Annotated in this window: 14 protein-coding genes and 1 pseudogene; 7 read left to right on the plus strand and 8 right to left on the minus strand. The window is 60.5% G+C overall.

Annotated elements, in window-relative coordinates; translation table 11 throughout:
• The 3 genes from AC3WVQ_RS30975 (at position 1) to AC3WVQ_RS30985 (ending at position 5,200) form a co-directional block, all read left to right on the plus strand.
• Complete coding sequence (locus tag AC3WVQ_RS30975) at positions 1 to 1,056, plus strand: ABC transporter substrate-binding protein (protein WP_060607884.1); 1,056 nt, start codon at positions 1 to 3, stop codon at positions 1,054 to 1,056.
• A 1,142-nt stretch (positions 1,057 to 2,198) separates the two neighbouring features.
• Positions 2,199 to 3,953: a glycoside hydrolase family protein gene (locus tag AC3WVQ_RS30980; RefSeq protein ID WP_192444533.1), complete on the plus strand. Its 1,755-nt coding sequence runs from the start codon at positions 2,199 to 2,201 to the stop codon at positions 3,951 to 3,953.
• 65 nt (positions 3,954 to 4,018) lie between these two features.
• The gene (locus AC3WVQ_RS30985) at positions 4,019 to 5,200 is read left to right on the plus strand and encodes a T6SS phospholipase effector Tle1-like catalytic domain-containing protein (protein WP_060607876.1); all 1,182 of its coding nucleotides are present in this window, start codon (positions 4,019 to 4,021) and stop codon (positions 5,198 to 5,200) included.
• A gap of 533 nt (positions 5,201 to 5,733) precedes the next feature.
• On the opposite strand, the gene AC3WVQ_RS30990 is transcribed toward AC3WVQ_RS30985, so the two are convergent.
• The 5 genes from AC3WVQ_RS30990 to AC3WVQ_RS31010 form a co-directional block, all read right to left on the minus strand.
• Positions 5,734 to 6,960 carry a transporter substrate-binding domain-containing protein gene (locus AC3WVQ_RS30990; protein ID WP_060607873.1) on the minus strand — a complete coding sequence of 409 codons (1,227 nt, stop codon included), beginning with the start codon at positions 6,958 to 6,960 and terminating at the stop codon, positions 5,734 to 5,736.
• Between the two features lie 3 nt (positions 6,961 to 6,963).
• Positions 6,964 to 8,907 carry a hypothetical protein gene (locus AC3WVQ_RS30995; protein WP_060607870.1) on the minus strand — a complete coding sequence of 648 codons (1,944 nt, stop codon included), beginning with the start codon at positions 8,905 to 8,907 and terminating at the stop codon, positions 6,964 to 6,966.
• Between the two features lie 785 nt (positions 8,908 to 9,692).
• On the minus strand, positions 9,693 to 10,505 hold the full coding sequence (gene aac(3), locus AC3WVQ_RS31000; protein WP_192357285.1) for an aminoglycoside 3-N-acetyltransferase: 813 nt from the start codon (positions 10,503 to 10,505) through the stop codon (positions 9,693 to 9,695).
• A gap of 415 nt (positions 10,506 to 10,920) precedes the next feature.
• Positions 10,921 to 11,112 carry a hypothetical protein gene (locus tag AC3WVQ_RS31005; protein ID WP_162766055.1) on the minus strand — a complete coding sequence of 64 codons (192 nt, stop codon included), beginning with the start codon at positions 11,110 to 11,112 and terminating at the stop codon, positions 10,921 to 10,923.
• Positions 11,113 to 11,132: 20 nt separating this feature from the next.
• Entirely contained in the window at positions 11,133 to 11,411 is a 279-nt protein-coding gene (locus tag AC3WVQ_RS31010) for a hypothetical protein (protein WP_034799974.1), read from the minus strand.
• A gap of 272 nt (positions 11,412 to 11,683) precedes the next feature.
• On the opposite strand from AC3WVQ_RS31010, the gene AC3WVQ_RS31015 reads away from it, so the two are divergent.
• Complete coding sequence (locus AC3WVQ_RS31015) at positions 11,684 to 11,893, plus strand: dodecin (protein ID WP_034799975.1); 210 nt, start codon at positions 11,684 to 11,686, stop codon at positions 11,891 to 11,893.
• Between the two features lie 415 nt (positions 11,894 to 12,308).
• Here AC3WVQ_RS31015 and AC3WVQ_RS31020 read toward each other — a convergent pair whose 3' ends face one another.
• On the minus strand, positions 12,309 to 13,280 hold the full coding sequence (locus AC3WVQ_RS31020) for an antitoxin Xre/MbcA/ParS toxin-binding domain-containing protein (RefSeq protein ID WP_492383433.1): 972 nt from the start codon (positions 13,278 to 13,280) through the stop codon (positions 12,309 to 12,311).
• Positions 13,281 to 13,556: 276 nt separating this feature from the next.
• Here AC3WVQ_RS31020 and AC3WVQ_RS31025 point away from each other — a divergent pair.
• From AC3WVQ_RS31025 to AC3WVQ_RS31035, 3 genes and pseudogenes are all read left to right on the plus strand, one after another.
• A pseudogene (locus AC3WVQ_RS31025) lies at positions 13,557 to 13,871 on the plus strand (AMP-binding protein); the annotation flags it as partial.
• Positions 13,872 to 14,132: 261 nt separating this feature from the next.
• Positions 14,133 to 14,954, plus strand: coding sequence for a pyrroline-5-carboxylate reductase (gene proC, locus AC3WVQ_RS31030; RefSeq protein WP_192444532.1), 822 nt, complete (start codon positions 14,133 to 14,135; stop codon positions 14,952 to 14,954).
• Between the two features lie 189 nt (positions 14,955 to 15,143).
• The gene (locus AC3WVQ_RS31035) at positions 15,144 to 15,278 is read left to right on the plus strand and encodes an FCD domain-containing protein (protein WP_083523726.1); all 135 of its coding nucleotides are present in this window, start codon (positions 15,144 to 15,146) and stop codon (positions 15,276 to 15,278) included.
• A gap of 62 nt (positions 15,279 to 15,340) precedes the next feature.
• Here AC3WVQ_RS31035 and AC3WVQ_RS31040 read toward each other — a convergent pair whose 3' ends face one another.
• Together AC3WVQ_RS31040 and AC3WVQ_RS31045 are read right to left on the minus strand one after the other, a co-directional pair.
• Positions 15,341 to 16,360, minus strand: a complete 1,020-nt coding sequence (locus AC3WVQ_RS31040) for an Ldh family oxidoreductase (protein WP_192357283.1) — start codon at positions 16,358 to 16,360, stop codon at positions 15,341 to 15,343.
• A 1-nt stretch (position 16,361) separates the two neighbouring features.
• Positions 16,362 to 18,347 carry an oxidoreductase gene (locus AC3WVQ_RS31045; RefSeq protein WP_192357281.1) on the minus strand — a complete coding sequence of 662 codons (1,986 nt, stop codon included), beginning with the start codon at positions 18,345 to 18,347 and terminating at the stop codon, positions 16,362 to 16,364.
• Positions 18,348 to 18,449: the final 102 nt, after the last annotated feature.

Consider the following 18,449-nt stretch of genomic DNA (forward strand, 5'->3'; position numbering starts at 1 on the left):
ATGATCGACCAACGGCTTACCAAAACCACGGCCCTCGCACTGCTGGTGTTCGTTGTGCAGCACAATTGTGCCTCGGCGGAAACCAAGACGCTCTACATCGGCATGAACGGCGGAAACTTCGAACGCGCCTATACGGAGCACGTGCTGCCGCCTTTCGAAAAGGCGAACGACGTCAAGGTCGTCGTCGTACCCGGCACATCCGCCGACATCCTCGCCAAGGCAACCGCCGCCAAGGACAATCCGCAGATGCATGTCATGCTGCTTGACGATGGCGTAATGGTGCGCGCCATCGGCGGCGGTCTCTGCCAGAAGATTGCTGCTGATCCGGTGCTTGACCAGATCCAAATGGCTGCCCGCCTGAAAGACGACATGGCGATCGGCGTCGACATGGGCATGACTGGCCTTGCCTATAACAAGAAGCTCTTCGACGAGAAGGGCTGGCCGGCGCCGACCTCGTGGATGGACATGGCCGATCCCAAGTTCGAAAACGCCGTCGTGTTCCAGTCGGCTTCCGCATCGAGCTTCGGCCTGCACGCCTTCCTGATGTTCAACCGCATCCAGGGCGGCGACGAGACCAACGTTGAACCGGGTTTCGACAAGTTCTCCGATACGATCGGCAAGAACGTCATCGAGTTCATCCCGAGTTCGGCGAAGATCTCCGAAATGGTGCAGACCGGAGAGGCAGCGATCTTCCCGCTGACCCCAACGGCCGTCAACAACCTCAAAGACAAGGGCATTCCAGTGGAATACGCCCAGCCGAAGGAAGGCTCCGTCGTGCTCGCCGTCACCGAATGCGTGATCGCCAACAACAGCGAACCGGAACTCAGTCAGAAGCTCGCCCACTACCTGCTTTCCGCCGAGGCACAGAGCCTGGCGCTCGATCAGGGCAACATCATCCCGTCAAACATCAACGCCAAGGCCGGCACAGATGCGGCAAACGCGAAGCTCTCGACGTTTAAGGCCAACATGGAGACCGCCAAGGTCCTCGATTGGGATGCGATCAACCAGAACCGGCAGGAATGGAACAAGCGCTGGAACCGCATGATCGAACGGTAGGTATGGCGGGAACGCTTATCGGTCCGCCAGGCGCGCAGGCGCGCCTGGCGGTGCGACATGGGTTCCCGGGCAATGCACCGGAAAATCCAGTCAACGACGGCGCGAACGAGGTGCTGGCGCGCTTGCTTGAAGCGTACGCCGTGCGCACAACGAAAATGAGCCTCCGCAGGGGGGCGGAGGCTCGCGCGCTCAAATATTGTCGGTAACAAGTTTTATAAATATCAAGCAGTTACACGGAAACATGAACCGTAAACGCAGCGGCGGCTGCGTCGAAATAGGATGGCGGTGTGTGCAAATGCAGATGCAGTTTGCCAATCGGGAAACCGCATAGCAACTCGCCCAAATGGACACTTTGCGTAATACATTGGGATTAGCCAATGACGCGACGCGAGCGCTAGAAAAATCGCGTAACGTTTCGTCGGGGCGGCTCCGCCACGTTAGTGATTGCGACGTGGCTGTGAGGCATCGGCGCTCGCAATATGTACACTGAAACGATCAAATCATTGGGGAAAGGCGAAGCGGTAACGCATGTAGTGCCTCTCCCGACGGTCGCGACCTAGTCTCGCAACAAACAGCGCAAATCACCAACGTCGTGCAATTGTTTTTGAACTTATGCCATCCGCGTAAGCAGCACAGCCAGTGGGATGCTTGCGGCATGGCGCTCATGGCTGCCCCCGCTCTATAATCGAGCTGTCGCGTATATCATTCACAATTGTAACGAGCCCTGTTGGAATTAACTGTTACATTTGGAACAGGTTCGTCGGCACTCGTCATGTAAAGTGCGGAAAGGCTGGCTGAATAAATTCAGTCAAAGGCTATGTCCGATACTAAATGTCAGGGATTTTCGTCCGAAAATCCGACGGATATCCTTGTTTTGTCGCCAAAGTAAACGTTTCTCGTTGAATTTTTAACGAGGTGGATCTTTTCCATAGTGTTGCATACGAAACCCGACGACCAACTGACGGCTCTGTCCCAATGTGAAGCAGAGCCCGACGGCGGTTGGACATGCCCTGGCGTTGGTCTGGGCGATTGGCAGGTCCCGCGTGGCGTGACCGTGCCAACTTGAACGCACAGTAAACCGACCATCAGCCGCGGCAGAACTAGCGGGCAACAGCGCGCTACAAAAACGATGGGAGGCTTCCGTGAAGACAAGTGTACGCTGCATATGCGCCATGCTCGCCGAAGAGGCAATCGTCCTATCAGCCTACAACGATGGCACAGGAACCATGACGGTCGGCGCCGGACATACGGCGGCGGCCGGTCCACCTGTTCCCCGCTCCGGCCTGACGATCACCCTGACGGAGGCGATCAACATCTTCCGCACCGATCTTGCCAAGTTCGAGGCGCAGGTCCAGGCAGCCGTCAGGACCCCACTGGCGCAGCATCAGTTCGATGCCCTTGTGTCGTGGCACTTCAATACGGGCGCGATATCGAAGGCAGGCTTGACGCAGAAGCTCAATGCCGGAGACGCTGTTGGCGCGGCCGCCGAATTTGCGCGCTGGAACAAGAGCAACGGCAAGGTGCTCGACGGCTTGGTCGCGCGTCGCGAGCGTGAAGCAGCCATGTTCGCAAAGGGAGAGTATGGCAGCCCGAAGATCCGCGTTCTGGAGAGCAGGGGCGGCCCGGACGAAATCTTCACCGCCGACCAGATCGAGACGCTCCTCGGGGGTGCCCCGAACTCGGAAGAAGAACAGACCACCGAAGAACTGCTGGCCAATCCGATCTCGCAGCTTCTCCCGCTCAACCGGCCCAAGCAATCCGCCGCGCTCACGAACACCGTGCTTCAGGAGTTTAGAAACCTCATCCCGGAAGAGGGGCGTGATGACGCTGTGACGTTGGTCGCCGTGCGCGGCTACTACCTCAACTCGATGGGCAAGGAGAGCGCAAACGATCGCGGCGTCTACGACGACGCGATCTTCATCGTCGAGCCGAGCGGTGTCCACAACTTCAACGCCAATACGGACCCCAGCCGTTTCGGTCGCGGTATCGCGCGGCTGAAGCCACGCCAGGCGATCCGGTACAGACCCGGTCTACACGGGTTTGGGCGCAAGAACGGACCCTATCCCGCCTTCCGGCAGGACAGCGACTGCACGGTCATTCGCGATGAAACCGGTGAGGATACGGATTCGCAGGATGGCCGCTTCTGGATCAATCTCCACCGCGGCGGCGTCACGTCCACCTCCAGCCTCGGTTGCCAGACGGTCCCACCGCATCAGTGGAACGAATTCAAGACCCTCGTAGACGGTCTGCTGAAGAAGCATGGACAGGAGACTTTTTACTACTTGCTCGTCGATCAGGACGATGTCCCACAGGAGGAAACGACCATGCCTGTTATCACGCAGCCGGCACCGGCTCCGGCGACGACCGAGGCGAACCCCGCACAATTGCTGCAACAGATCCTCGCGCTCGCTGCGATGTCGCGCGGACACAAGCCCGCGAACCAGGGCGACATGACCTGGCTGGTCGATGTCTTGCGGGCACTTGTCACCCAACCGACGATCAATGGCGTTGTCCTGAATGGCGCGAAACCGGACCCGCTCGCATCGGTCAGCGACCCTGACCTGACGCCGGTCAACGGTGCGCTCGGAAAGACGCTCGGGAATGCGCTCGACGGCCGCAAGACCGCGATAGGTGCCATCGGCATGCTCGCCACGACCCTTCTGCCAATCTTCTTCCCGCAGCTGGCGCCGGTCACGGCGATCGCTGCACCCTTGATCGAGGGGGCGGCGAACGCGGGCGCCACAGCGGCGGCGACGCATGCTGGCGGAGGGCTCGGCAGCGAGCTTGTAACGGCCGCCTTCCCTGTCTTTGCCGCGATCAGCGGCTGGGGCGTGATGGGCAAGGTTGAAAAATGGGTCCGCGCCCTTCGGGGCGGGCTTGAAGCGCCGGCCGCGTGAGAACCGCGGCTGCTCACGCCAAGACAACAGGGAAACGCACATCAGGGCCATAAAGGAAAAAAGAGATGAAACGCTTGGTTGTTTGTTTCGACGGAACCTGGAACGACGCCGATAGTGCCCGTTCCGAAACGAATGTCGCGCGGATCGCGAGGGCCATTCGCGCTTGCCAGGACGAAAGAGGCGGTATTCCGCAATCTGTCCTGTACCTGCGTGGTATCGGATCGTCCGGCCTGCAAATTCAACGCCTTTTGGATGGCGCGATCGGCACTGGCGTCGATGAGAACATCCGCTCCGGATACATGTTCCTCGCCCAGAACTATGTTTCAGGCGACGAGATCTATCTGTTCGGTTTCTCGCGTGGCGCCTTTTCCGCGCGCAGCCTGGCGGGGCTGATCGCCTCATGCGGACTTCTCAGACGGCAGCGGCTCGGGGATCTGCGCAACGCCTGGCAGTATTACAGAACCACCGAGGACCGGTCGCCGAAGGATTTCGTTGATAGATATTCGACGGATGCGCACCTGGATGTCGAAGTCACGATGCTCGGGGTCTGGGACACGGTCGGCGCGCTCGGCGTTCCCAGCCACATTTTCAGTGGCTTCAACTGCAGGGAATATGGATTCCACAATACCACGGCCTCAAAGATAACGCGCCACGCCTACCACGCGATGGCCATCGATGAGTCGCGAGACGAGTTCGTGCCGACGCTCTGGACAGGCGACGTCCCGGCCAATTGCACGATAGAGCAGGTCTGGTTCGCAGGCAGCCATGGAGACGTTGGCGGAGGGTATGTCGACCGTTCACTGGCCGATATCCCGCTGGTCTGGATGGCGCAAAAGGCGCAGGCCTGCGGGCTTGTGATGGACTGGACGATGCTCCCGAAAGGACTCGACGTCAGCGCCCCGCATCACGACTCGCGTGCAGGCTGGTCGCTTAAGGACCGGTTGACGCCGACATTCCGGCAAATCTGCGAGAAGCCGTTCAGGGTGAATTACTACGAAACGCTTTACCGGCCGCGCGATGGACAGGGCATCGCTCAACGCACGATCAACGAATCCCTTCATGAAAGCGTGATCGCGCGCTATGGGCAGACAGTTTCCTTTTCTCCGGACGACGATCCGTCGGCGCGCGCGCAGCAAGTCTACAAGCCCAGAAATCTCGCTCCGCTTTTCAATGTCCCGGTTCGGGGGCAGCGCCCAGTGGCGCCCAATGTGATCGCGGCTCAGACTGCCCAGGTCGCGACCGTTTGAAAACACCTACACGCCCGGTTCATGGGGCTGGACGGGACGATGCACGGCAAGACGAGGAGGTCTTGCCGTGCATTTTCGTCTGGCCGCTCGTGAAGCCAAAGCTGGAATGGATTTCACCTGAGCCGGAGGTCAAGGCGACACTGCACATTCGCAACCGCATTGCACCGTCATCGGTTTTGTGGAGCCGGACGTCCGTGCCGCAGCGTTTGGGGCCGAGCAACTTTCAGGGGGCCTCGCTTGATGGCCCACCCGAGAATGCGCCGCAAAAAAGAGATCGCCAGGTGGTGCCCGTGACCTACTGCCATGGTCCAATCCGCTTCACGTGTCCGCACGGACCAGCATTGCCAGCAATCGTGCACTGCCCGCCGGTAAGCGAGCGGCTAGGCACGTTCTAGGCCCTTGCGGGCTTGCGGTCACGCTGCCGAGGCAGAATAGGCGATCGGTGGTTAGTCCCAGTGACCGTGACGCCGGTCGCCTCGTCCGTCTTCTTGAGCTTACGGATCCCGGCCCACATATGGCGTCGTCGGCGCCGGCTAGCGGTCCGTCTTCGAAATGCTTTGCGAAACCTCGGGCAAATGCACCGGATCTTGCTGCGCACCGGCACCAGACCCAGGCTTCTCAGTCATGTCGCTTCCCGCCGGAATGCTGTTGATCCGGAACAGGGTGGCGAGATGTTGAGACTTTTGCGTCCCGGGAAAATGACCTGAGAACAGCCGCTCGACGGTTCCGTCCTCGAACATGCCGTAAAGCGCAAGTGTGATGCGCTCGGGGAAATCGGGGAAACGGCGAGATGAGACCACGAGGGCGTAGGGCTCGTAGGTGCCTTCCGTAGTCGGTGTGGTGTCGGCAGCACAACGGGTACCGGTACGTTCGCCATAGTCGGCAAGTGCGGCCTTGATGATATCGACATCCCCGAAATAGCGGGCCAGCCGACCGTTACAAAATTCGTCCGCCGCCTCGGAATGCGAGTCGATTTCTCGCGGGCAGATCATCCAGTTGTCCTGCGTCAGGTGCGCCGCATTGGTTTTCAGCGTGTCGCCGATCGTAGATCCCTTGACGTAGCCCCAGATCTCAAAGGTTCTCTTCTTCTCGGTGTTTTCCTTCGTGGGCTGCTGGAGAGTGAAATCAAACTTCTGTTCCAGCCAGCCGAGAAGGCCGTTTCCGGCGGTTGCTGCAGGTTGGGTCGTACTGGGCGGGGTGGCTTGGTTCGCGGGCACCGACGACCATCTTCTCGTCTTCGGATCTTCGCCCTTTGCCTGTTTCAGCCAATTGAACACGTCCGTGCAGGTCGGTTTGGGCGGTGCGTCTTTGGGAAGGTCTCCGGCTGCCTCTGACGAACGTGGATCGAGATGCGCCTTGACGTATGAGCCGTTCGCCACGAAGACGATGGGCGAGAACGCAAGATAGGGTGCCTGCCCGTTGTAGGCGAAGTTCTGCATCCGCTTGAGCGTGATCGTCGTCGGATCGCAAAGTAGGTCGTAGTCGCCGTCGCCTGTTTTCAGGAACGCGGCTCGTTTCTTTGCGTCCACGCCCTCTTCGCTAAAATGATATCCCGCACGCTGGACGGCCTCGGTGCAGATATCCCAAAAGAAGCCGAGATAGCCTTTGGTGTCTCGGTCCCGCCAGATGAAGGGTCGCGCATCTTCGCGCACCCCAATCCTAATCTCACCGCTGTCAAGCGTCTCAGCACGCGCAGTGTAAGAGAGGACATGCGCTGGGACGAGTGCGGCGACGACGAATTTGGCGAGCAGTGGGCGCATCGGCTACTCCGCGGGTGTTGGTCTTGACGCCACGCGTGCGGGCGTCTTTCCCGAACGGAAGCGCTCGGCGCCGCCGCGTTGGTTGAGAAGAGCAGCCGTGACGCAAAACACGACGACGAAGCCGATGAACGCCGAGAACATCGCCGAGTAGACGACGAGACCTCTATCGATTGCGTCGAGGCTCAGAGTGGTTGCGGGCTTTGTTGCCCATGATGTCAGGTAACGGGTCGCCCCTCCGCAGACGGCCATGACAACCGATGCGCCGACCGCCCAGATCAGGCTTGAGAGATACGTCGGCTGCAGCGAGAGTGACAGTGCCCGAGCCAACCATGCATCGAGCAGGAACGCCACGATCAGGGCAAGTACGGCGCCGCGAACGGCCGTCGGCGCGTTGTATTCGAACGAAAGCTGCAGGAACAGCGAGAGGCCTTGATCGCCGGCGGCCCAACCTGTGTCGAGGCCGGTTTTCCAGAGCTGCAGCCCCATGACGAATACGGCGGCGACGGCCCAGGACACGAAAACGACGAGCACGGCTTGCGGCAACCACGAGGTCCAATGCGCCTCGCGCATGTTCCGCCAACGACGCGACTGCATGCCTGCGTCGCGAAGCGCGAGCGTCACAATCATCGGGATGCAGTAGTTGTTGAACGCGTAGAAGATGTAGGTCAGCGTGCGAGAATAGACATTGACGGGGCTACCCCATACGAGCTCGCTTTCAAACCGACCGGGTAGCAGGCTCCAAAAGAGGCTGACGAAGAGCACGGTGCCGAGGGCCCAGAGCGCAGTCAACGTCGCGTAGGATCTGCGATAGCCAGCGCTTAAATGGGGGTGCAACAGGGCGCCGAGGAACTGCTCGAGCTTTTTCCGGGCAACGACTTGCTGATGTGCCGCCGCCTCGTCTGCCGTCGCCGGCGAGACGACGATGATCTCGTGCTCGACATAGAGCGCGAGCAGGATGCAAAGATCGTCTGCAAGGTCGTCGGCATCCGACGCCAATCGCTCCCAGGTCGCCCTCTTGCGTTCGCCGAGGCTTGCATCGGCGGCTCCGTTGCTGACAGGCGCTTCCTTCGCCGCGCCTGACCCGTAGCCCGACCTCTCGTCCAGATCCACGACCAACTGATCCCGTCGCTTGCTGAGCTCTTCCTCAAGTTTCTGAAAACGCTCCCGCGCGGGGGCGTTGGCGAGCTTCAGCTTGCGGTCGAGGATCCAGGCAGAGACGGAGAAGATCAGTTCCAGATCGAGACGAAAGTCCTCGGGTTCGCTCAACTGATCCTTCGCGGCCGCCTGATAATGATCAATACGCTCCCAATTGCTGCGCGGAATGAGGAGGGTGTTCTTTTCGAGGGATGACGCGCTGTCGGCCGAGATCGCGAGGTCCTTCCGGCGCAGATCTTCACTGGCGCCGATGACGCGGGTGGGAATACCCGCCAGGCGGTGGGCAGCACTTCGCATCCAGTCCTCGAAGCTTCCCAGAAGCGGGAAACTGGGTGCCAGACCGACCATGATCAGCGCGATGGCAAGCGAGACCGATGCGTCGATGCCAATATCGATGTCCCGCACGACCGACGGAACGACGATGGTGGACAGAGGCTGCATCCAGGTGCTTGCAGCACTGTTGCTGCCCGGGGTGAAGCCTGTGGTGATCGCTACCGGGGCATCGACGGAAGGAACGGGAAGCTTGCTCGCACCGATCGAAAGATCCGGGCCACCGAGCATTGGGAGGAGTTCCGCGTAGGCGCAGAGGAAGAAGTAGATGATCAGAAGTATGAGCGCGTAGCATGCGTAGGCGTGCATGACGATGCGCCGCGCCCGAAGCTTGTCGGGCGACAACAGGTTGACAAGCCGCTCCATCTGCCGCCCGCCCTCGTAGGTGACACGGTTGAAGCGCCCGTAAGAATAAAATAGGACTATCGCCGCTCCGAAGAGCAGCGCGACAAGGTTCGGCATGGTGGTAAATCACAGTTTGGGGCAGTGCCTTAACGGCACTGCTGTACCGCCGGGTTGCATTGTGCAGCTGCCGTCGCAGGCACGAATGACGTCAGGGCAATGAGCACGAGCAATAGCTTCATCATGGCATCCTCCCTTGCGATTTTGCTTTTTGATGCAGGAAGCGATCAGTTAACAAGTCGCGTTGTCGAAAGGCATAAGTTGCAAGACAACCGAGTGTTCAAGGAACTACTTTCCCGATTGTATGATACCAAACGCGTCACGGCGTGGATGTTACGTTCGTAACACCTGAAGTCTCTGGGCAGGTGTAATTTACATCGGTCTCTGTGCGTTCCGCGCCATCGCCAGCGCGGTCACCAATCTCCGGATCTCCAGGCAACGCGCCGGCGAAAGCTGGATGGATGGATCTCTAGCGCAGCCGCGGGCTGCTGCGGAATATCTCAGCAGCGGCGCTTGAGCCGTCGCTGACATTCGACGCCGACCGGATAGGACCAAGTCTTCCGTCCGAATGGGGCGGCCCGCATCGTTATGGACTGGGAGGCCTGCCACTGGCTGGCGCCAGCTGGTACGAGACGGTCCTCATGGCACCATAAGGGACGCTCCACGGCGAGGTAGGGAATGGCTGCTGCACGGAAGAAGAACCTGACTTGCGCAATCGCGGATCGGGCGGACAGTTCGCGCGAACCGGCTTTGTTCGCTTTCGCGGCCGCCGCCTGGTACACCCACTTTGTCCGTCTGAGCGGCACCGCGACCACCGCCGTATTCGTGGATCCGTTTCGCGGTGCCTACGCACCCTTGCCAAATCGGCTTTCGAGATATGCTACACCAAACGACACGATGTCCCGCGCGTCGAAGAGGTGGCAGAACGCATCTCCGACCGTCCCGCTCCGGTGCCGGCTAGTGGCAACGTAGGCATTCGCAATCGTTTCGACCGCGTCGGCCTGGCCCGCGACCGCAAAACGATCAAGGATGCCGTTGGTGTCAAAGTCTTCGGCGGTCTCCCATACCGTTTCACCATTCGGACCAAGAAGCGGCATCTCGTAAGTCACGCGCCGCTTGCCGGGGATGTCGGCGATGGCTTCCGCATAGTGGAGAGCGGTAACGGAGTTCAAAGGGGCGCCCAGCAAGAGCACTTTTCCCCTTAGTTCGACAAATCGTTGGATTGGCGAGCCATTTCCCAAGGCCTGGCCAAGCCGATGAGGCTCGATCAACGTCTCGGAAAGTGGCCCAACCGCAACCATAGATGCGTCGGGATGAGCGCTACGGCGTGCGCCGGGCGCTTCAACAAGAAACTGGTTGAGCAGGCCGAAACCCGGATAGGTGCGAGCGGTTGCGGGATCGAACGGCGGCCAAGTACGACGCGCTTCATCAGCCATCCGGGCGCCATTCAAAGTTTCCTCGTAGGGTGAGCGGTCCCATGAGGCATAGCCCATAAGGGTGCCCGATGATCCAATCGCATCGAGAAGTGCGCCGACAATGGCCGTCGGCCCGCCTTTGACAGCACCAACGGCTTTCAAGGAGGCGTGAACCATCACAAGATCGCCCGTTCGAACGCCCAGTTGTCGAAGATCCGTCGTAATTTCAGTCCGGGTTTTCATCGAACCAGTTCAGATTTTCCGAGGTCTTGAAATCAGGCCGCCAGGGCCAGCACGAGTACCCACGCTACCAGTGAGGGCGAAGGTCAAAGCCAGCATGCTTGTGCGGAGGCCGGCGGGCGACTTGCCAATTGTAGGCATGAACTGTCTCCTCTCCGAGCAAACAATGCTTAATTGAGGCTGGATGCATAGGCGTGTTCCATGCGATGTTTAAAGCGACGCCCGACGAGCCGTAGCGAGCACCGTGGCCTAGAGGGCCTCGCTCGCGACTTTGGCCGCCATCGATACCAGGAGCGCTGCCAAAGCCACGGCTGTTCCAAGTCTCGCGATCTTCATACGGCGTTCGCGACGGCCGTTCCAGTCATATCCCATCAGCGTCGCCTCCCGTTCCGCATTTGGTTTGGTCCGCCAAGGGCTTTCAATCGACCTTGCGCCCTGGCCGGCGTTCTTGAAGTAACTTGAGGTATCTGCGCCGGATGCAATCGATGGGCACATCGCCGGTGAACCGCAGCTTGAGCAGGACCTCGACCTCGGCATCACGCTCGATCGCCATGCCGCACTCTGCCCATTTCGCAACGACGCGATCGGCGATTTCCTTCCGCGTGGTCACGAACGTCCCTTTGCTTTGGGTCATTTTCGTTGCAGGGCGAGCGCGCCGGCCTCCCGGCAGACACCCCGCAGCGATGAAGACCGATCCGCAAGGCCTCCCAACGTCCCACTGATGTGATCGGCCTGTTGTCTGGTTAATCTGAACTGCAGCGCCGACACATCCGTGAGATTAGGGTCGACGCTGAATTCGATCCTCAAGAAAACGTCGCCCGTTTCATCGCCTTTTGCCGGCTCGGCTTTCCAGCCGACGATGGTCGAGGACCTGACATTGCCACGCCCGTCCGTACTCCAGTCGTTCATGTGCTTGCAAACCTCTCTCTTTGCGAAAACCAACGACAGACAAGAAGCTCTAGACCGCACGCCAGGAAGAATGTCCGAAAGTGCGCGTATCGGAATTGGTACATACCAGTGTTAAGCAATAGTTTTGATTTATGCATTTGGCATTTAAAAATTACAGGTCGCTAAAAGATTGATGCGACAATAGAGCCAGACACTTCCTTGCGCTGATTGTTAGCGCAAGGATTGCAGCTTGCCTGTAGGATGTCCTTTCTCAAAGCAAACGGGAGGTTGTTATGAGTGATCACGTCTATAAGAAGGTAGAGCTGGTCGGCAGTTCGAAGTCGTCTGTTACAGACGCTATCGAAACCGCGATCGCGCGTGCATCGAAGACCATGAGAAACCTGGAATGGTTCGAGGTCGACCAGATCAGGGGACACATCAAGGATGGCGAAGTCGCGCACTACCAGGTGGTCATGAAGGTCGGGTTTCGTATTGACGACTGAACAGGCGACGCGTGGGCGCCAGCTTGGATCGACTGGCGCTTGCAGCAACGATCGTTGCGCCACGCCGGTAAAACACGCGGCTCAGTCGATTGTGCAGGGTTAGTAAGGGCTACATTCTGTTCCAGCATAAAGCTCCGCGCATGACAGGGGTGTGCCATGGAGCCCCTGCGGGCACGCTGCTGCAGAGCGAAAGAAGACGTGGTGGCCAGGACGCTGGTCAACGAACGCGGGCGCGAGATCATGGCGAGGTTCCGCGGAACCACGCTCGCCGGCTGTCTTTCCCGCGCAGGTGCGCAGCAAGGTGCGGTACAGGCTGAGCGTCGTCTTTGCCAGACCGAGCAACTTGAACACCATCGACGTAAGGTAAGTTTTGCCCCGAAACCCCACCCCTCGAACTACCTTCCGCCCATCAAGTTCAGGACGACAAATCGTCAGGCTCCCCGGCCTTTTCGATCTGCTCCCGGATATAGGATTCGATGTAGTCGAAGACCTCGGCCGCGCCTGCGTCCGTCGCGATCAGATCGATCGGCCGACGGCCGCCGAGATGCACGCTTTCTCTGCGTGCCCATTTCAGGATCTCGCCTTCGCCTCGCAGGACCGGGCGCGCCATCTCCAGCATTTTCGCAAGGTGATGCGGCTTCGCATACCATGAGTGTGGCTTGATGCTGGCACGACGGCGGCCGGGAACGACATCCGGCAATTGCGAGGCGCGCAGCTCTTCATCCAAAATATGCCGCCGCACCCAATGGGCGAGCTTCGCAAGCGAGACGTTCGCCTCGCGCTCAAGATCGCCGCCAGCGCCGACATTGCGCGTCGGGATCACCAGCCCACGGACGATATGGGGGCAACGCGCTTTCAGCATCTCAAGTGCCGGCGCCAGGTCCGTGTCATTGGTGACAAGTACCACTTGGTCGACGTCCCCGCTCAGCGCGTCGTCGTAGAGTTGGAGCGCCAGATTCACATCCGACTGCTTTTCCTCAAGCTTCCACACCTGGATCTTGTCGCAGTCACGCGGCCAGCGTTTCGGATCATCCGCCGGAACGATATGCTGGTTGGCCTTGTAGAGCGAATAATAGCCCATCACGAAGGAAAGCCGTCCGGCACAATGCGCCGTCAGGGCATTGTGGTAGTGAGCGTGCGACGAGACCGAATCCTCTCCCTTGGCCGCGCTGTCGATAATCTTCGCCGTGAAGTATTTAATCGCACAGTCCGGGTGCAGGATCATCGTCGCCGGATCGGCGCCCGGTTCGGGACGATAAAGGATGCTCGGCAGTATATGCGCCTCGAATAGGGCGAGAACATCGAGCCATTTAAACGCGGTCTTGCGTAGGCATCCATAATAGAGATTATAGCCGTCGATATAGACGCGTGTTCGTAACGCTGGCACTCCTTGCTCCCGGGCATAAAAAAACCGGCTTGCGCCGGCTTTTTCCCCCAACCGCCCGGAGCCCATGTCTCTCAGGATGCTGGGTTAGTTGTTAACTGCCAACATAGTGTTGGGAGGGCTTATAGTCAATTGGATTTGACGGTCGTTTGCGCTTCGAAGCCAACGATTTGGCCTTGTAGGCCGCTAAAATAGGCATGCCTTGCGAAATTCGCAATCGAATTGCCCTATCCGTCGCAGTCGATCGTTCTGCCGATCGTCGAGGACCTGTCACTTGCCATGGTCGACCGGTTCAGCGCCAGCCGCTTCTGGAATCAGGTGAGAACCTACGGTGCCACCCCCATCCACTACCTCGGCGGGATTCTCCAGATTCTCCTAAAGCAACCCGAAAGCAAAGGTGACCGCGAGCATCCGGTGCGGGTCGCGTGGGGCGGCGGCTGCCCAAAGGAGGTGTGGCCGCTCTTCAAGGAGCGTTTTGGTATAGATATGCGCGAGTGCTACGGCATGACCGAAGCCTCCAGCATCACCACCTGCAACGCCACCGGCGTTGTCGGCGCCGTGGGTCAACCGATGCCCTGGTTCTCGGTCGATATCCTCGACGAAAAGGGCGAGCCGGTGCCGACAGGGGGCAGGGGCGAGATCGTCGTGCGCACTTCGCTGGAGGGCGCGCTGCACACCGGCGATTCCGGCTCATTCGCGCAACATCGCCGTTGTCGACGAGTTCGAACGCACGCCGAGCCAGCGGATCATGAAGAATCGGTCGCCTGTCGCACTCGGCGATTGCTGGGACCGACTGGCGCAGCAATAGGGCTGGCGTGCTTTGGGCCGAGTGCGCGCATGAAGGGAAGCGACGGTATGGATCAGTCTGGCGAAATCGTGCTGGTTGGTTGCGGCAACATGGGTTTTGCGCTGCTTGAAGGCTGGGTGGCCCGGTTTGGCATTGCCGCTGACCGAATTCATGTGGTCGAGCCGGTGGAGGCCCTCCGCCGGCGCGCAGTGGCAGCGGGCGCTGCGGCCTACGCGGATGCGTCCGAGCTGCCGCAGGCACTGCAGCCGCGCGCCTTCATTGTCGCCGTCAAGCCGCAGGTCATCGGCTCGATGCTTGCGACATACCGGCGGTTTAGCGCAACCGCCGCCTTTGTCAGCATCGCCGCCGGCGTGCCGATCGCGACCTTCGAGGCGACGCTTGGTGCGGTGCCGATCGTGCGCGCCATGCCCAACATGCCGGCGTCGATCGGCATGGGAGTTATTGCCGCTTTTGCCAACGCGCACACCGGTAACGTTCAGATTGCCTATGTGAGTGATCTTCTGGCAGCCGTCGGAAACGTCCATTGGCTGCCGGAAGAAGAGCTCATCAATGCCGCGACTGCAATATCGGGGTCGGGGCCGGCCTACCTCTTCCATTTCATCGAGTGCTTGACCGAGGCAGGTATCGCTGTCGGTCTGCCGGTAGAGACTGCGCATGCGTTGGCGAAGCAGACGGTTGACGGTGCTTCAACTCTCGCCAGCGCCAGCGTCTTTTCTCCCACGGAGCTCCGCCAGCAAGTAACCAGCCCGAACGGCACGACTGCTGCGGCACTTGAGGTCCTCATGGCCGAGCCGAGTCTGGCGGCTTTGCTGAGGGAGGCAGCCGCGGCCGCGCATCAGCGGGCTCTCGAGCTTGCTGTGGTCGGTTGAGCGGTAATGCCTGTGCGAGACAATGACGGACCGGTGCGCCTCGTTCATTCGCTCAAGGATAGCGATGTCGCCCTCGCTAGAGCGTTGGCGCTTCGAGTGCCGTTGCACCGATGAATTCTGCGGTCGCCTGCGTCATGACCGGACACGGCTGTCCATGGCTCAAACAGGTTGCCGTTCGGATATGGCATCATGTTGGTAGAGTTGCACGAAGCGTCACGCCGGCACGACGAAATGATCGATGCAATTGCGGACCACGATCCTGACCGAGCTGAGGCGTTGGTTCGCGCTCACCTCGATCTGTCGCGCAAGAACATGGCGGTGTAGGCCGCCCAGGAAGGGATGGCGATTTCTCTCGGCGTGTAGCGTATCTGAGACGGCAGGTATTCTTACGTTCGTGCGCCAGTCGATTGATCCCACTTGGACGCGAAGCGACCAATGACGTCGAAGACAGCGCGCGACACGCGAAATGGCTGGTCAATCGAGCGAGGCCTGCCGCTAACGCCTGGAACGTAGACACCAAGTTCCTTGAGCCGCCGGACCTGTTGGTGGGCGCGGGCGATGTGGTCGCTCCCTGGCGGGCCCGGCATCATCGCAATCACCGTCAAACCCACGGCGGGCGAGGTATCGCCCGTTCTGAAGCTTGATGCGTCCAGCGACCAGGAGCCACCGGAAAGTCCGGCCGACAGCATTTCGACGAGGAGCGCGACGTTCGCACCCTTGCGGCCACCGAAGGGTAGCAGCGCGCCTAAGAGTGCCTTTTCGGCGTCCCGGGTATCGGCGCCTTCGTTGTCGACCGCCCATCCTTCCGGGATTTCTCGCCCCTCGGCGGCGGCGGCGGCAATGTTGACGTAGGCAGTCGCGCTTGACGATTGGTCGACGATGAGTGGCGGCGCGTTGGCGCCGAGCGGAAATCCGAAGGCGATGGGGTTCGTGCTGTAGACAGCCGGTCCTCCTGCCTTCGCTACGACCATGGCATTCGCGTTGGTCGCCGCAAGACCGCTCAGGCCTTCCAGCGCGAGCCTGCGCACGTAGTAGCCGAGCTCGCCCGTTGTATAGCTGTTCTTCTGGGTGAAGAGCGCGATCCCGAAGTTGCGGGCAGCATCCACGAAATCGCGGAAGGCAAGGTCGAAACCGAGCTGCGCGATGCCTCGGTCGGCATCGCAGGTGATGTGAGCGGGGAAGGGGCGCGTGGCGGCCGGCGTGGGATCGCAATTGATGCGCCCCTCGCGAAAACTGTTCAGATAATCGACGAGGTGCGGAAACCCGACCGCGCTCGGGCCGAAGCGGGCGGCCGACACTGTTGCGTCCACGAGCGATCGGGCGCTCGCCGGATTGGCGCCGGCACCAAGGCAAGCTCTCATCGCCAGATCTTCTGCTTGCCTCTGGTTGAGTTCGACCTCTTCCATCTCAGATCTCCAGTCCCGCTTTCCTACCCTCATAAAACGCATAGGGTGCCTGCCGCGGTGCGGCGCAATCGCCGATCTGGCGCGTAGCGATACCGCGTTCGGCGAGCCCCGGCATCAGCCAGTCGGCCGGGGCATTCGTGGTGGCCGTCACCAAGGCATCCGCGTCGATGAAGCGACACTCTCCCGTGGTGTGGTCGACGATGGTCGCGCCGTTGCCGTGCCATTCGATGACGCTGGCTTCGACGATCCATGTGACGCCGAGTTTCCTGAGCGCCTGCCGCATCGGAACGTCGGCTGCGGTTCGCTGCAGCTCCTTGCCGACGAACGGGTCGGGCGTCAGGAGCGCCACCTCGTGGCCCTCCTCGGCGAGCTTCCAGGCGGTGCCGCAGCCGCGCCAGCCGCCGCCTTCATCCAAAAGCAGAACGCGCTTGCCCGGCCTTGCCTGCCGCGCCATGACGGCTTCGACTGTGAAGACGTTACCCTTCGCCAGGCCCGGCATCGCCTCGACCGCCGGCAGCGCTTTCTGGAACACCGTCTCCGGCGAATAGGAGCCGGTGGCGACGATGACACGCCCGAACTCGGAAGGATCGATGTCCTCGGCCTCGACATAGGAGTTGAGGCGAACCTCTACACCGAGTTTTTCGAGCTGGCGCTCATACCAGGCGATGAGATCGAGGATCTGGGCCCTTCGTGGCTGCATGCCTGCGAGCAGGAAGTTACCGCCGAGCCGGTTCGACGCCTCGGCGAGCGCGACTTCGTGGCCACGCTCGGCGGCCACCCGGGCGGCCTCCAGTCCGGCTGGGCCGCCACCGATGACCAGCACGCGCTGGGGATCGCTGGTCTTCAAAAAGCGGTCGCCGTTCCATTCGGCCTCGCGGCCGACGGACGGGTTGATCAGACAGCTGATCCAGTAGTCGCGCGACCGGCGTCCCCAGCACATCTGATTGCACGAGATGCAGCCGCGAATGTCCTCCGGGCGATCTTCGGCCGCCTTCTTTGCAAGATGCGGATCAGCGATCTGCCCGCGCACGATCGAAACGAGGTCGGCTGCTCCCTGGCCGAGCACCGTTTCGGCGTTTTCGGGGGTGCGGATGTGGCTTTCGGCGATCACAAGCGCGTTCTTGACGACACTCCTCAGGACTGAAGCGAGATCGGCGCCAAGTTTTTCCGGATAGAGGAACGTGGGCATCAGCTTGTAGAAATCGAGGTAGCCGCCAGAGCCGCAGGTGACATAATCGATAAGGCCCAGTTCGTCGTGCAGGCGGATGATTTCGGCAAGCTCGTCGCGTTGAAGCGCAACCTTCACGTCCGGTTCGTCACTGACGGCAAGGCCGACAATGAAATCCGGCCCGCAGACGTCCCTGATCCGCGTCAGGATTTCCCGAGACATCCGCGTGCGGTTTTCAAGCGAACCGCCCCACTGATCGTCGCGCCGATTGCACCATGGCGTCCAGAATTGGTCGACCAAACCGAGATAGGCAGCCCATACTTCGACGCCGTCAAAGCCGGCGTCCCGACAGCGACGTGCCGCCGCAACGAAGCCATCGATCGTTTCCAGGATTTCCGCTTCGGTCATCGGATGCGAGCCGTCGCTGTCATGATAGCTCGGCCCGCCCGAAGGCGACCAATGCGGATGGAACGAATTGTCGGAATCCCCATGCGCTCCGACGTGATAGAGCTGCTGGATCGCTATGGCTCCATGCCCTTTGATCGCCTCGACCACCTTCTTGAAATGGGGGATGACACTGTCATCGGAGTGGCGAAAATTGCCGCGAGTTAAAACGGCTGCGGCATGGACGGGCATGGGTTCGACGACGATCATCGCGGCGCCGCCGATCGCTCGTTCCCGGTAATAGGCGGTATGTCGTTCGGTCGGCAGACCCTCGACCGCCATGTTCGCCGTGTGCGCGCCGAACACGATCCTGTTCTTCAGCGTGTGGGACCGCAGTTTGAGAGGGGAAAACAGCCGAGGAAATTTCTTGGACATGGCGCAACTCCTGGCGGGGAGGGGTCGGGACTGGAATGGAATGAGGGAGGAGCCACCCTTGGCGCTTTTCCGGGCGGAGGACCGGCCGCACGGAGGAATGGC

It is taken from the genome of Ensifer sp. EB106-05-01-XG146, from assembly GCF_058791875.1.

Coding starts and splice junctions, on each gene's coding strand:
- AC3WVQ_RS31010 (WP_034799974.1), bottom strand. CDS start 11,411: ATGAACGACTGGAGTACGGACGGGCGTGGCAATGTCAGGTCCTCGACC.
- AC3WVQ_RS31015 (WP_034799975.1), top strand. CDS start 11,684: ATGAGTGATCACGTCTATAAGAAGGTAGAGCTGGTCGGCAGTTCGAAG.
- AC3WVQ_RS30975 (WP_060607884.1), top strand. CDS start 1: ATGATCGACCAACGGCTTACCAAAACCACGGCCCTCGCACTGCTGGTG.
- AC3WVQ_RS31035 (WP_083523726.1), top strand. CDS start 15,144: ATGTTGGTAGAGTTGCACGAAGCGTCACGCCGGCACGACGAAATGATC.
- proC (WP_192444532.1), top strand. CDS start 14,133: ATGGATCAGTCTGGCGAAATCGTGCTGGTTGGTTGCGGCAACATGGGT.
- AC3WVQ_RS31040 (WP_192357283.1), bottom strand. CDS start 16,360: ATGGAAGAGGTCGAACTCAACCAGAGGCAAGCAGAAGATCTGGCGATG.
- AC3WVQ_RS30990 (WP_060607873.1), bottom strand. CDS start 6,960: ATGCGCCCACTGCTCGCCAAATTCGTCGTCGCCGCACTCGTCCCAGCG.
- AC3WVQ_RS30995 (WP_060607870.1), bottom strand. CDS start 8,907: ATGCCGAACCTTGTCGCGCTGCTCTTCGGAGCGGCGATAGTCCTATTT.
- AC3WVQ_RS31045 (WP_192357281.1), bottom strand. CDS start 18,347: ATGTCCAAGAAATTTCCTCGGCTGTTTTCCCCTCTCAAACTGCGGTCC.
- AC3WVQ_RS30985 (WP_060607876.1), top strand. CDS start 4,019: ATGAAACGCTTGGTTGTTTGTTTCGACGGAACCTGGAACGACGCCGAT.